The 13,596-nt window shown below is 49.8% G+C and carries 14 protein-coding genes; 1 reads left to right on the forward strand and 13 read right to left on the reverse strand.

The features are described from left to right. Window positions 1–44 precede the first annotated feature (44 nt). From recO to mtaB, 12 genes are all read right to left on the reverse strand, one after another. Complete coding sequence (gene recO / locus H9Q78_RS03415; RefSeq protein ID WP_249303605.1) at window positions 45–731, reverse strand: DNA repair protein RecO; 687 nt, start codon at window positions 729–731, stop codon at window positions 45–47. Window positions 732–769: 38 nt separating this feature from the next. Continuing rightward, a complete protein-coding gene (era, locus tag H9Q78_RS03420; RefSeq protein ID WP_249303606.1) occupies window positions 770–1,669 on the reverse strand; it encodes a GTPase Era in 900 nt (299 codons plus the stop codon). Between the two features lie 31 nt (window positions 1,670–1,700). After that, complete coding sequence (locus tag H9Q78_RS03425) at window positions 1,701–4,640, reverse strand: insulinase family protein (RefSeq protein ID WP_249303607.1); 2,940 nt, start codon at window positions 4,638–4,640, stop codon at window positions 1,701–1,703. Window positions 4,641–4,698: 58 nt separating this feature from the next. Further along, window positions 4,699–5,451, reverse strand: coding sequence for a YdcF family protein (locus tag H9Q78_RS03430; protein WP_249303609.1), 753 nt, complete (start codon window positions 5,449–5,451; stop codon window positions 4,699–4,701). A gap of 4 nt (window positions 5,452–5,455) precedes the next feature. Then, window positions 5,456–6,706 (reverse strand): peptidase U32 family protein, encoded by a 1,251-nt coding sequence (locus tag H9Q78_RS03435; protein WP_249303610.1) that lies wholly within the window; start codon window positions 6,704–6,706, stop codon window positions 5,456–5,458. A gap of 19 nt (window positions 6,707–6,725) precedes the next feature. Next, entirely contained in the window at window positions 6,726–7,370 is a 645-nt protein-coding gene (locus H9Q78_RS03440; protein WP_249303611.1) for an O-methyltransferase, read from the reverse strand. Further along, complete coding sequence (locus H9Q78_RS03445; RefSeq protein ID WP_249303612.1) at window positions 7,367–7,732, reverse strand: endolytic transglycosylase MltG; 366 nt, start codon at window positions 7,730–7,732, stop codon at window positions 7,367–7,369. The genes H9Q78_RS03440 and H9Q78_RS03445 overlap by 4 nt, the downstream gene beginning before the upstream one ends. A gap of 35 nt (window positions 7,733–7,767) precedes the next feature. Next, window positions 7,768–9,435, reverse strand: coding sequence for a ribonuclease J (locus H9Q78_RS03450; protein WP_249304717.1), 1,668 nt, complete (start codon window positions 9,433–9,435; stop codon window positions 7,768–7,770). A gap of 70 nt (window positions 9,436–9,505) precedes the next feature. Continuing rightward, entirely contained in the window at window positions 9,506–9,763 is a 258-nt protein-coding gene (locus H9Q78_RS03455; RefSeq protein WP_147595505.1) for a DUF1292 domain-containing protein, read from the reverse strand. Between the two features lie 27 nt (window positions 9,764–9,790). Continuing rightward, on the reverse strand, window positions 9,791–10,207 hold the full coding sequence (gene ruvX, locus H9Q78_RS03460; RefSeq protein ID WP_249304718.1) for a Holliday junction resolvase RuvX: 417 nt from the start codon (window positions 10,205–10,207) through the stop codon (window positions 9,791–9,793). Window positions 10,208–10,217: 10 nt separating this feature from the next. Continuing rightward, a complete protein-coding gene (locus H9Q78_RS03465; protein ID WP_147595504.1) occupies window positions 10,218–10,481 on the reverse strand; it encodes an IreB family regulatory phosphoprotein in 264 nt (87 codons plus the stop codon). 104 nt (window positions 10,482–10,585) lie between these two features. Continuing rightward, window positions 10,586–11,992, reverse strand: a complete 1,407-nt coding sequence (mtaB, locus tag H9Q78_RS03470) for a tRNA (N(6)-L-threonylcarbamoyladenosine(37)-C(2))-methylthiotransferase MtaB (protein ID WP_249303613.1) — start codon at window positions 11,990–11,992, stop codon at window positions 10,586–10,588. Between the two features lie 118 nt (window positions 11,993–12,110). Between mtaB and H9Q78_RS03475 the strand changes: the two genes are divergently transcribed. Continuing rightward, window positions 12,111–12,344, forward strand: coding sequence for an HPr family phosphocarrier protein (locus H9Q78_RS03475; RefSeq protein WP_249303614.1), 234 nt, complete (start codon window positions 12,111–12,113; stop codon window positions 12,342–12,344). A gap of 42 nt (window positions 12,345–12,386) precedes the next feature. Here the strand turns inward: H9Q78_RS03475 and thiI are convergent, their stop codons facing one another. Further along, window positions 12,387–13,595, reverse strand: a complete 1,209-nt coding sequence (gene thiI / locus H9Q78_RS03480; protein ID WP_249303616.1) for a tRNA uracil 4-sulfurtransferase ThiI — start codon at window positions 13,593–13,595, stop codon at window positions 12,387–12,389. Window position 13,596: the final 1 nt, after the last annotated feature.

Here is a 13,596-nt window from a genome sequence, read left to right on the forward strand (position 1 = left end):
GGATATTTTCAATATCTTTTCCTGTAAGAAACAATAAGAATTTATTACGAAAGTATGATATTTATACTGTTTAATACTTGTTCAGATTTGAACTCCCGATCCAAAAACCGGATTTTATTCTCCGCCACCGCCTTTGTGAGCTCGGCAAGGACCCGGCCGGAGACCGCAAAGGTAAAAAGCTTCTCCACCGGAGTATTGATGATAAAATCCACCGCGTACCGGCCTGCATCGCCAAGCCCCTTAAAGCACGCTCCGTCGAAATCCCCGTTCATGGTCATCATCCGCAGTTCATAAACAAGGCGCACCAGCCTGTTGTCCAGGCTTTCCCTGGACAAGGCCCGCAGCGCCTGATATAAAAGCTTGAGAGTCGAAAATTCGTCTCCGTTTTCCCTGGAATAATAATCCGCAAATTCCAGAAAATAATATCCCAGATATACATAATCCACTTCTGAAGTGACTTCTTCAAAATAGTTGGTGATCTCCAGCTGTTTAAGCGTATAAGAGCTGCGCCCTTCATACAGGCTGAAGCTCCCGAAGCAAAACGGCCTGGTGCCGGAGATCAGCGGGCTGTTTTGTCTCCTGGCCCCTTTCGCAAACGCATGGAGCTTCCCCCGTTCTCTGGTCAGGATCACCACCCGTTTATCATATTCCCCGATCGGCGCGGCAGACAGAACCAGCCCAGTCACCTTTAGCAGGTTATCCGAACCAAAATCTGAAAACGTCCGTTCCATACCGCCGCCTCCTTTCCAAGGACCATACAGGAATACTGCTACATATCCTTGTGATATCCATAGTTTTTGAGATACAGGTCATTGTCCCGCCATTCCTTGCGAACCTTCACCCAAAGCTTCAGGTTCACCCTGGCGTCCATCATCTTCTCTATATCATACCGGGCGCTGCTGCCTATTTTTTTCAGCATCGCTCCGCCCTTGCCGATGATGATTCCCTTATGGGAATCCCGCTCACAGACAATTTCTGCCTCGATATCATAAAGACCGTTCTGCCGTTCCTTCATCGACTCAATGGTGACGGCTATGCCATGGGGTATCTCATCCTTCAGACAGCGGAGCGCCTTCTCTCTGATGATTTCCGCCGCGATCTGTCTCATGGGCTGGTCAGTCACAGTTTCCTCATCGTAGTATAAGGGACCGCAGGGCAGATATTTCATCAGTACCTCCAGCACGGTATCCAGGTTGGCGCCTTTCAGAGCCGATACCGGAATGATCTCAGAAAAAGGATAAGCCTTTCGGTATGTGTCGATATAAGCCAGCACCTTTTCCTTTTCTACCGTGTCAATCTTATTGATGGCCAGCACCACCGGTGTTTTTACCTGTTTCAAAATGTCCAGAATGTGCTGCTCCCCGGCGCCGATATAGGAAGAAGGCTCCACCAGCCACAGGATCACATCCACCTCTTTAAGCGTCCGCTCCGCGGCGCCCACCATATATTCTCCCAGCTTATTTTTCGCCTTGTGTATGCCGGGCGTGTCCAAAAATACGATCTGTCCCCTGTCATCCGTATAAACGGTCTGGATCCGGTTCCTGGTCGTCTGGGGTTTATCGGAAGTAATGGCGATCTTCTGTCCGATCAAATGATTCATAAGAGTGGATTTCCCCACATTCGGGCGTCCTATCAATGCCACGAATCCCGATTTTTTCTGTCGTTCCATATTTCATCCTCATATCCTTCCGTTTATTCGGTCAGAATAAACGCTTCGTCTCTTTAAACAGCTGCCTTTCTGCCTCTATCTTACCGTCATTTCCCACAGCGCAAATGTCCCCCGTATCCAGGACTGCCTGAGTGATTCCCGCGAGCGCCCGGATATCCTCCTCTCCGGCGCCGATGACCTGATCTCTTTCTTTCTGCAGCATCTCCTGGGTGATTCCGGAAAGATACATCATCATATCCCGTCCGCCCTTTGCCGAAGGGTTCATCGGAGTGTCCATGCTGCTGATGGTTCCGATTATATATTTAGTCATATCCCGCTCATCCACCTGGAAATTCCTCAGATATTCCGGAACTCCTTCAAATACCTGGCTTGTCTTTCCCAGATTCGGATCCCGGTAGGATACGAAATAGCCGTCTCCCGAACGGCCGAAACCGCTCATCACGCCATACGCTCCGCCCTTTACCCGGACCTGGGTCCACAGATAATCATAGCTCAGAATCACCTGGAGAATCCTCAGAGCGCCGGTATAAGAATAGCCTGCGTCTCTGAAATTCCCGCATCTTGCCACATACTGAACCTGGGATGACGCCTTGAAGCCTTCATTCTTCTGTTCCAGAGAGATCACCTCCGGGCTCACCGTGCGGAGGGGAAATCCCTTATTATCGTTTCCGCCGGAAAGCCGGTTTAAGAAGCCCGGCAGTTCCATTTTAAAGCTCTCATATCCTGTGCCGTCGGCGGTAAAGCTGATAAACAGGTTTTCCTTCCGGAAAATCTTCTCCATAAGCTCACGAAGCTTCCGGAACAGTGTTTCTTTTTCTTTTTCAAATTCATTCTCCAGCCGTTCTAGGAACCGGTAATAATCAATCCCGGATGTGGCCTCCCCAAAAGCCGCTGCGGCAGAATGATAAGACCCGGCCCGGAGGACTGCCGTGGAATGGCCTCCCGCCAAAAGCCGTTCCTTCATCCTGGAACGCATCCTCGCAGCCAGCTCATATATGCGCTTTTCATCCTCTACGATGGAAGTATGCAGAATCTCATCTATGAACCCAAAGGCTTTCCCTATCTTGTCATAAAAGGCCTTCGCCGTAAAGTCAAAGGATAACCGGAAGCTCCCAAGATCCTTAAGAACCGGGTAGCTGCCAAGGCTGGTATTGATCCCGCCGGTCTCGATGTTGATCTCATTGAACAGCTCCAGATAAGAGTGCCGCTCTGTATTCACCATCCCCAGCACTGCCTTCAGAAAGCCTAGATACGGCCAATCCTCCGGGGCCGTCATTCCCGCGTCAAAGGCAAGCCTCAGATAACCGATGCCGCTGGTAAAAAGCTCCGTGTGAAGGACAGGGACTCCTGCTTCCTCTTTTTCCTGACAGGTCAGGCGGGCCGCCTCTTTTCCGATATCCGCTCTGGAAAGCATGGGGATTGTTTCCAGGGCTTCCCTGGAAGAAGGCTCCTGCTGATATTCCTTCAGCTCCTCTGTCTGGCGGACCAATGCTCTTCTTTCTTCCGCCTTCATGGAGTCCAGCTTTTTTGCCAGGGCATCCATCTGTTTTTCTTCCCGTTCTCTATCCAGTCCTTTTTTCGGGGACAGGATGATGACGGCCTGATGCAGGTTGTTCAGCAGATAATCCATGATCAGCGCTTCAAAATATCCGTCCTTCCGGTGCTTTTTCAGATAATCGAAGCTTTCCCAAAACTCCAGGTGCATGAACGGGTCATTCTCATCGTAAAGCCAGCTGTCAAAGCACTGCAGACCATACATAAGGCCCTTTGGATAGGGGCCGAAATCGGCTTCCCGGTATTTGAATTCATAGTAATTGATGCCGGCCTCCAGGGATTTTTCATCAATTCCCTCTTCAGCGAGCGTCTCCAATGTTTTCCTGATCACAGAGAGGAACTGTTCCTTTTTCTTCTTCTCCGTGTTTTTCGCGATAACAGAAAATACCGGCTGCAAAACGCCGCTGTCATATCCTCCATAGATGTCCGTACCAATGCCTGCATCAATCAGAGCCTGCTTGAGCGGCGCCCCGGGAGCGGACAAAAGAGCATACTCCAGAATCTGGAAAGCCACATAAAGTCTGGCGTCCAAATCCGTGCCCACCACGGTGTTCACCGAGAGGTACGTCTTCCCTTCCTCACTTTCCTCTTCTGTGACGGGATAAAAGATCTCGTATTCGCTCTCAGGTGTGAATTCCTTCTGCATGGCGATTTCCGAATCCACTGTCCGCGCTTCATAATGGCTCAGATATTCTTCATCCAGGAATCGGAGCTTCTCTTCCATGTCCATATTTCCATAAAGATAAATATAGCTGTTGGAAGGATGATAATACGTGCGGTGAAACTCCAGGAACTGCTCATAGGTGAGTTCCGGAATCTCCTCCGGATCCCCGCCGGATTCAAACCGGTAGGCAGTATCCGGGAACAGGACCTTGCGGATATACCGGTCCAGTACACTTTCAGGCGAGGAAAACACTCCCTTCATCTCGTTATATACTACCCCATTCAAAGCGAGAGGGCCTTCTTCATTCTCCAGCTCATAATGCCAGCCTTCCTGCTTGAATATCATCTCGTTGTGATAGATATTGGGTTGGAATACCGCATCCAGATAGACATCCATAAGGTTCTGAAAATCCTTGTCGTTGCAGCTGGCCACCGGATATACCGTCTTGTCTGAATAAGTCATGGCATTGAGAAAGGTATTCAAAGATCCCTTCACCAGCTCCACAAACGGATCCTTTACCGGAAATTTTTCCGAACCGCAGAGCACCGAATGCTCCATAATGTGAGGGACGCCGGTATTGTCGGAAACCGGCGTCCGGAAACCGACTGCAAATACCTTATTTTCATCTTCATTGGACAGCAGAAATATCCGTGCGCCGCTCTTTTTATGGCGGAGCACCACCGCCCCGGAATTCAGTTCTTCTATATCCTTCTCTTTTATCTTTTCGTAAGCATTAAAATCGCTTATTTTCATCCGCTTGATACTCCTTTCCAAAACAGGGGCAGGCAGCCAAACTGCCTCCCCCTTCCATTTAAATATTCCCCAAGAATTTATCTTTTACTACTGCGAAAAATTCCCGTACCATATAATTGGGCAGAAGCAGCTTGTCTGACTCGGCGGCAATGCCTGTCACATTCTCCATGCCCAGCTTTCTTGCAATGCTCACAGAACGGAATACATGGAAGCTGTTGGTCACCACTCCCACAGAAGTCTTGTTGCTGACCAGCAGCGATTTGCTGTACAGCAGATTCTGCACCGTGTTGGTGGCATACCGTTCCAGCACGATCCGTTTTTTATCGATTCCTCTGTCCATCAGATAATTCCGCATGGCCGCGGCCTCGGAAATATTTTCTCCCGGTCCCTTTCCTCCGGTGACGATCACCCTGGTATCCGGATGCTCCTCCAGATAATCGGCCGCCGTATCCAGCCGGTATTTCAAAGATTTTGTGACCGTATCCCCGCGTACCTGAGCTCCCAGCACGATCAGATAATCCACCGGTTCTTCCGGAGAAGAAAACATATGGAATACGATAAATCCTTCCACCGCCGCAAAGCACAGGATTCCCAGCACAATGGTCGTGCGAACCGGAACTTTTATCCACAGCGGGAAATGACGGAAAGTCATATGGATTTTCTTCATGCTGAGCAGAACTGCCAGGGCTCCTGCCAGAATCCCCAATATCAGCCAGAATCCCGAAAAAGAGGCCTGAATGCCGGCATAGCTCACGATCATGCCATAATAGATGACAGACAGGAGTGCGACCACCCCAAGAAGTATGTTCATAGCTTTACCCTCTCAAAACACTCTTATGCAAACCCGCTCTTTTCCTCAGTATATCATACTTCTCCGGAATATGGGAAAGTTTTACCATTAGCTTCTGCCTCGCATGGGGCGCGCTCTCCTGGGGACTGCCGTCCTCGTCAAAGATCCCCTCCACCTGCACCTCTAAATTTTCTCCGGAAGGCTTCATGATCTCAATGGTCTCGCCCAGAGAAAACTTGTTTTTCTGTTCCATGAAAAATCTTTCTTCTCCCGCGTCCTCTCCGACAATTCCCAGATAGATAGATTCCTGGTCATACGTACTGCTGTCGTAAATCTGCGCTTCCTTTCCCGGCTTTCCATAAAAAAAGCCGGTGGTAAACGGCCTGGTGGTGCATTTTCGTATCTCCTCCCTATACCACTCCATATGGTTTTGATACGTCTCCTCTGACAGAAAATAATCGTCTATGGCTCTCCGGTATGTTCTGGCCACGGCAGCCACATAGAGAGCCGTCTTCATCCTTCCTTCCACCTTCAGGCTGTCGATCCCAGCCGTCAGGATGTCGGGCATATGTTCTATCATGCAAAGATCCTTCGAGTTGAAAATAAAGCTGCCGCGCTCATTTTCATAAACGGGGAAATATTCTCCCGGGCGGCTCTCCTCCACGACCGAATAATTCCAGCGGCAGGGGTGGGTACATGCCCCCCGGTTAGCGTCCCTTCCCGTAAAAAAGTTGCTGAGCAGGCACCGGCCGGAATAGGAAATACACATGGCCCCATGAATGAACGTCTCAATCTCCAGATCCTCCGGGATGTTCTTCCGGATTTCCCTAATCTCCTCCAGAGAAAGCTCTCTGGCAGATACCACCCTCTTCGCTCCCTTCTCATACCAGAACCGATATGTTCCATAGTTGGTATTATTAGCCTGGGTACTGATATGCCGTTCTATTTCCGGCACTTCCTCCATTGCGATGGCATATACTCCCGGGTCAGAAATGATCAGCGCGTCCGGTCCTATCTTTTTCAATTCCCTGAAGTACTTCCGCACCTGTGGCAGGTCCTCGTTGTGGGCAAGTATATTCGCCGTGACATATACCTTTGCCCCCCGTTCATGGGCAAACGAAATACCTTCCGCCATCTCTTCCAGAGAAAAATTTTTTGCCTTTGCCCGGAGGCCGAATGCTTCTCCGCCGATATATACGGCGTCTGCTCCAAATATCACAGCCGTCCTAAGGACCTCCAGGCTGCTGGCCGGTATCAGTAATTCTGGTTTCTTCAAGGCTGCCGCCCTCCTTTTATTACAAAAGCTTTGTGCTGACAGTGACTCCGTCTCCAATGGGTATGACCGCAGTCTCCAGGCAGTCCATATGCTTCAGCGCATAAAGATATTCCCGCATCCTCGCGTGAATAGTACGATTCCTTCTGGTGACAGCATAGCGCGATTCAATGACGTCTCCGTCCTGGAGTACATTATCTGAAACCAGGACTCCTCCCACCGGCAGCAGCCGCAGGACCTCGTCCAGGAAATGAATATACTGGCCCTTTGCCGCATCCATAAAAATAAAATCAAAAGGCGGCTCCAGCGTCCTGAGGACCTCCGCCGCATCTCCGGTAAGAAGAGTGATGACCTCTTCCTTTCCGGCCCGGCGAAAGTTCTCTCTGGCAACTGGAATCCGCTTTTCATATTTCTCGATCGTCGTGATCGTACAGCCCTCCGGCATATGTTCGCTCATCAAAAGAGCGGAATAGCCGGTGGCTGTCCCTACCTCCAATATCTTCTCCGGGCGCCGGATAGCCACAAGTGTTTTTAACAGGCTCGCCGTCTCCTTCCGGATAATAGGAACAAGAGAGGCAGCCGCCTCCTTTGCGATCGCATTGCAGATCTCGCTGTCTCCCCGTTCTAAAGAATTGATATATGTGATCGTTCTTTCATCTATGATCATGAATCTTCCTCTGTATCCACGGCAGCGCCGGAAAGGACATCCAGGATGTTCTTACCCGTCATATTGGAATTCAGACGATACGTGCCGGGCAGTATGACGCTATCATAAAAATATTTCTGGACCGTGAAAACAAGCGTACTTTCAATAAGCCCTTCCTGCCGAAGCAAAGCCGCTACCTGGCGGATGCCGTCGCCTTCCTTCACCTCGACGGTGACGGACACCGGATTCTCCGCGGTTCCCGGCTTTTCATCAAACACAGCTTTTCCAAAGCCATATGCTTTCACAGATATCAACAGGACAAGGGATATCACCGCTGCCGCCAGAGCGATCTTAAATATAATGCCGAAGATACGCAGCTTCATGTCCATCCCTCCTGTCCGCCGTGTTCCTGGTCTTCTCAGATCTCCATGATGATGGGCAGAATCATAGGATTCCTCTTCATCTTCTTCCAGATATAGTCACTGAGGCTGTCCCGGATGACCGCCTTGATCTTCCCCCAGTCGCTGACCTTCCTGTCCAGACATTTCTGGACCGCGTCTTCTACGACTGTATGCGCTTCTTCCATCAGGTTCTCCGACTCTCTGACATAGACAAACCCTCTGGATACGATATCCGGACCCGCCAGCAGCTCACTGTTGTGGCGGTCCAGAGTCAGCACTACGATGATGATGCCATTCTGAGCCAGGTTCTGACGGTCACGCAGCACGATGTTTCCCACATCTCCCACTCCGAGGCCATCTACCAGCACAGGACCTGCCGTCACATTTCCGGTCACCTGCGCGCTGTCCTGGGTGAGCTCCATCACATTGCCGGAACGCATGATGAAAATGTTATCTTCCGGCACTCCCATCTCCTGTGCAATATCCGCCTGCGCCATCAGATGCCGGTACTCGCCGTGCACGGGCAGCGCAAATTTCGGCTTCACCAGAGAGTAGATGAGCTTCAGATCTTCTCTGCAGGCATGGCCCGATACATGGGTATCCTGGAAGATCACCTTCGCTCCCTTGGCAGACAGCTCGTTGATGACCTGAGCCACAGCCTTTTCATTGCCGGGAATCGGGGTGGAGCTGAAAATAATCGCATCGTTGGCATTGATGGATACTTTTTTATGGATATCCGCGGCCATTCTGGAAAGAGCCGCCATGGACTCTCCCTGGCTTCCGGTCGTGATGAGCACCGTTTTCTCCGGCGGATAATTGTTCATCTGAGAAATATCCACCAGGGTCGAATCCGGGATCTTGATATAACCCAGCTCGTTGGCGATGCCGATGATATTGACCATGCTTCGGCCCTCCACCACTACCTTCCGTCCATATTTGTAAGAGGAGTTGATGATCTGCTGCACCCTGTCCACGTTGGACGCAAAGGTGGCCACCAAAATTCTCCTATCCTTATTTTCCTCAAATAACCGGTCAAAGGTCCGGCCTACGGCCCGCTCCGACATGGTAAACCCTTCCCGGATGGCATTGGTGCTGTCGGCCATCAGGGCTAGCACTCCCTTTTTTCCCAGCTCCGCAAAACGGGGCAGGTCCACCGGATCTCCGAATACCGGCGTATAGTCAATCTTAAAGTCTCCAGTATGCACGATTGTGCCGACCGGTGTGAAGATGGCAAAAGCCGCCGCGTCTGCGATGCTGTGATTGGTGCGGATGAACTCCACCCGGAAGCATCCCAGGTTCACCGACTGGCCGTATTTCATGACCTTTCTCTTTGTGGACTTGGTCATACCCCGTTCTTTTAACTTATGCTCAATGATGCCCATGGTCAGCTTTGTGGCATAGACCGGTACGTTTATGTCCTGAAGGACATAGGGCAGAGCGCCGATATGATCCTCATGTCCATGGGTGATAACAAATCCCTTCACTTTCTGGATATTGTCTTTCAGATACGTGACATCCGGGATGACGAGGTCGATACCCAGCATATCGTCGCTGGGGAAGGACAGCCCGCAGTCCACCACAATAATACTGTCTTCGTATTCAAAGACAGTCATGTTCATCCCGATCTGCTCCAATCCGCCGAGCGGGATGACTTTCAATTTGGAATTTCCTGTTTGTTTCAAAATACACCTCTCTAACTTTCCGTTCAGAATTTTAATTATTTTTCCGGCCTTCCGCCGGAACAACGCTTTTCATTTACTCGATATCCACATCTTCCAGAAGCTCATTGAAGATCTTAGCCAGATACTGCTGTTCCTTCTCATCTTCTACGATCTCATACAACGCTTCCGTTTCCTCTGGTTTCGAGACATCTTTCAGAATATAGCATTCGCCGTCGCCTTCTTCGGAATCTGTTACAAGCACGTAATCGCAGCCTGCTACTCTGGTTTCTTCCAGCACGTAACAAGGCAGCTTTTCTCCATCCTCTGAAGTCAGAACTACCATCTCTTCCATATTCTCACCAATCTTTCCACAACAAAATCACAGGGAATCCAAATATCCCTGTAAAATCAACGCCGCCGCTATTTTATCCACGTAGTCTTTTCTGTGCTCCCTGCGAATCCCCGCTTCCATCATGACCCGGTCCGCCGCCACCGTGGTAAGCCTTTCATCCCAAAGCTCCACCGGAAGGCCCGTCCTGGTCCTAAGCTTCTCCGCAAAGGCCTCTGACTTCTCCGCCCGATCACCGACATCTCCGTTCATGTGTTTTGGGTAGCCCACAACGATTTTTTCCACCTGATATTCTGCGATCAGTTCCTCCAGACGCGCCAAAGTACGCCTCAGCTTACCCTCATCCGGCCTTCTAACTATTTCCACGCCCTGAGCCGTGATTCCAAGGGAATCGCTGACAGCCACTCCAACTGTCTTGGAACCGAAATCCAGTCCCATTATACGCATCATATGATACTCAGCCTTTCAGCTTGCTCTCAATGTAGACCTGCACCAATTCCTCCAGTATCTCATCTCTGTCAAGCTTTGTTATGAGGCTCCTGGCATTATTATAGCTGGTAATATATGTGGGGTCACCCGACATGATATACCCGACGATCTGATTGATCGGATTGTAACCCTTCTCCGTCAGAGCCAGATAAACCTTTGCCAGAATCTCACCGGCCTCCATTTGATTTTCCTGCGATGTATTGAAATATTGTGTTCTGTGTATATCTCCCATTTTTTCACGTCCTTACATGCTTGTACCATCTATTCTAATACAAATCCCCCGGCCTATCAAGCTGTTTTTTCTCCGGCGCCTAAAATCCGGCCCGAAGCTATTAGTCAGGGCGTCCATTCGGCCGACAAAAGTCCGTCTCCCAGGACGCCTGTCATCTTCACCTTTATAAGCCTTCCCGGGAGCATTTTCTCTTTATTTTCTTTTGTAAGCTTCACCGCCGCCTTCACATATTCTCTGGTAAATCCGGTTATATAGACATCTTTCCCAAAGGCGTGAGGCTCTTCCAAAAGGATCTCCGCTGTTTTCCCCATGTAATAGTAACGGAACTCCTCCGACAGCTTCGCCTCCAGCTTTAGGGCCAGATGACTTCTGAGTGTCTTTGTTTCCTCCGGCACCTGTCCCGACATAGACGCTGCCTTCGTTCCATGCCTTTTGGAATATTTAAATATATGCATTTCATAGAACCTGGCCTTGCGCAGAAACAGAAGCGTGTCCTTGAATTCTTCTTCCGTCTCCTTTGGAAATCCTACGATGACATCCGTAGTAATGGCAGGATGCTCATAATATTTCCTCAGCAGCTTACATTTATCATAATACTCTTCCGTAGTATAATGGCGGTTCATGCGGCTGAGCGTGGCATCGCACCCACTTTGAAGAGAAAGGTGAAAATGCGGGCAGACCTTTTCCATTGAAGACAGTTCCTTCACGAACTCCTCTGTTATGATCCTCGGCTCCAAAGAGCCCAGTCTTATTCTCTGAATCCCAGGAATCTGATGGACCATGCGGATGATCTCCAGCAGAGATATCTTCTCCTCCAGATCCTTTCCATAAGAAGAAAGATGAATACCGGTCAGCACCACCTCCCGATAACCGGCCTCTGACAGCCGGCGTACTTCTGAAAGGACATCCGCCGGCCTTCTGCTTCTGATTCTTCCCCTTGTGTAGGGAATAATACAATAACTGCAGAATTGATTGCAGCCATCCTGTATTTTTATGAACGCCCTGGTGTGCTCCGCCGTCTTTTTAAGCGCCATCTCCTCATATTCCGAGGTATGGGCGATATCGATCACAAAAGAATCCGCAGGATGGCTTCCCCCCGTTTTTTCCCGGTCACTTCCTTCCTCAAAAAAGGGCTCAAGAAGCTCGGGCAGACGCGCCTTCTGGTTGTTCCCGATGACCAGATCCGCATCTTTAGAACGGACGATCTCCTCTCCCGCCGACTGCACGTAGCAGCCCGCCGCCACAATGACGGCATGGGGATTTTTTTTCCTTGCCCGGTGAAGCATCTGCCTGGATTTCCGGTCCGCCATATTGGTCACGCTGCAGGTATTGATCAGATAAACATCCGCTTCCTCTTCAAAGGATACGATCTCATAGCCATGCTCTTCCAGAAGCTGTTTCATAGCCTCCGTCTCGTACGCGTTGACCTTGCAGCCTAAGTTGTGGAGGGCCGCCCGTTTTTTCCGATTCTCCATAGACGCAGTCCTTTCTTCGTAAAATTCCTTTATCATGCAGGTAATTCTTTTCCGCTCCTCTTGACTTTTGCCCCGATTATGGCTAGTATTATAAAAGATACATACGAGGTCCCGCAGCCGGACCTTGATAATAGATACAGAAGGGAGCAGTTTCATGAAAGTGGTTCGTATTTCTTTAAATTCCATCGACAAAGTCAAATCATTTGTAAATGATCTGACCAAATATGATTTCGATTTTGATCTGGTATCCGGCCGTTATGTCATCGATGCAAAATCCATCATGGGTATTTTCAGCCTGGATCTGTCAAAGCCCATTGACCTGAACATCCATGCAGAAGACAACGTGGACGCCATCATGGAGACATTGAAGCCTTATTTGATTGATTGAATGTTTCCGAAAGCCTGCGGGAAGATCCCCCGCAGGCTTTTTTTATGCCCTGTCTTCTGGAATCCGCAGGATTTCCCTGCTCTCTATGGCGGTTTTCACCATCTCGTCTATCTTTTCCTTCAGTTTTTCTTCTGAACGGCGTATGATCTTCAGATTCGGCTTGGTCACCGGATGTTTAGCCACAAAAATGGTGCAACAGTCCTCGAAGGGCTGAATAGAGGTTTCAAAAGTGTCGATTTTCTGTGCGATATCCACAATATCCTGCTTGTCAAATCCGATGACCGGACGGAATACCGGCATATGGCAGACTTCGTTGGTACAAGCCAGACTGGGAAGCGTCTGGGAAGCCACCTGCCCGATACTCTCTCCCGTGATCAGTCCCAGAGATCCCGTTTCTTCTGCAATAGCCTCCGCGATCCTCATCATATAGCGCCGCATGATGATGGTCAGCTCTTCGTGGGGGCACTGGTCATAAATATACAGCTGGATATCCGTGAAATTGATGATATGGAGGTCCATCGGTCCCGCGTATCTGGATACCAGCTTTGCCAGATCCACCACCTTTTCCTTGGCCCGCTCACTGGTATAGGGCGGCGCGTGGAAATAGACGGCGTCAATCTTCACGCCGCGCTTTGCCACCATCCACCCGGCCACAGGACTGTCTATCCCGCCCGACAACAAAAGCGTCGCCTTTCCGCTGGTGCCGACGGGCATCCCGCCGGGGCCGGGAATGATCTTAGAGTATACGTTTATCCGCTCTCTCACCTCCACATAAAAGAACACATCCGGCTCATGTACGTCCACCTTTAACGTAGGGAACTCCTCCAGAAGGGCTTCTCCAAGACCTGCGTTGATTTCGTTGGATTCCATGGGATATTTTTTATTCGCCCGCTTAGTCTGAACTTTAAAAGTAAAATCCCCTTCGGGATGCACCATCCTTACATATTCGATGATTTTTTCTTTCAAATCTTCATAACCGTTGTCGTCGAACTGTACCATGGGGCAGATGCCGGCGATGCCAAACACATATTTAAGGTGCTCTACGACTTCGTCAAAGTCAAATTCCGTTTTTGCCTCCACATAGACGCGCCCGGATTCCTTCCGGACCAAGAATTCTCCCTCCACTTCCCTGAGGGCAAAGCGAATCTGCTTCAAAAGGGCGTCCTCGAATAAATAGCGATTTTTTCCTTTGATGCCGATCTCCGCGTATTTTATTAAAAAAGCCCGGAATATAGAATCATGAGCAAACATA

The organism is Qiania dongpingensis (genome assembly GCF_014337195.1).
Classification (GTDB): domain Bacteria; phylum Bacillota; class Clostridia; order Lachnospirales; family Lachnospiraceae; genus Lientehia; species Lientehia dongpingensis.

Coding starts and splice junctions, on each gene's coding strand:
- H9Q78_RS03445 (WP_249303612.1), bottom strand. CDS start 7,732: ATGAAGCTGCGTATCTTCGGCATTATATTTAAGATCGCTCTGGCGGCA.
- mtaB (WP_249303613.1), bottom strand. CDS start 11,992: ATGATAAAGGAATTTTACGAAGAAAGGACTGCGTCTATGGAGAATCGG.
- H9Q78_RS03430 (WP_249303609.1), bottom strand. CDS start 5,451: ATGAACATACTTCTTGGGGTGGTCGCACTCCTGTCTGTCATCTATTAT.
- H9Q78_RS03440 (WP_249303611.1), bottom strand. CDS start 7,370: ATGATCATAGATGAAAGAACGATCACATATATCAATTCTTTAGAACGG.
- H9Q78_RS03425 (WP_249303607.1), bottom strand. CDS start 4,640: ATGAAAATAAGCGATTTTAATGCTTACGAAAAGATAAAAGAGAAGGAT.
- thiI (WP_249303616.1), bottom strand. CDS start 13,595: ATGTTTGCTCATGATTCTATATTCCGGGCTTTTTTAATAAAATACGCG.
- H9Q78_RS03465 (WP_147595504.1), bottom strand. CDS start 10,481: ATGGGAGATATACACAGAACACAATATTTCAATACATCGCAGGAAAAT.
- era (WP_249303606.1), bottom strand. CDS start 1,669: ATGGAACGACAGAAAAAATCGGGATTCGTGGCATTGATAGGACGCCCG.
- ruvX (WP_249304718.1), bottom strand. CDS start 10,207: ATGCGTATAATGGGACTGGATTTCGGTTCCAAGACAGTTGGAGTGGCT.
- recO (WP_249303605.1), bottom strand. CDS start 731: ATGGAACGGACGTTTTCAGATTTTGGTTCGGATAACCTGCTAAAGGTG.
- H9Q78_RS03475 (WP_249303614.1), top strand. CDS start 12,111: ATGAAAGTGGTTCGTATTTCTTTAAATTCCATCGACAAAGTCAAATCA.
- H9Q78_RS03455 (WP_147595505.1), bottom strand. CDS start 9,763: ATGGAAGAGATGGTAGTTCTGACTTCAGAGGATGGAGAAAAGCTGCCT.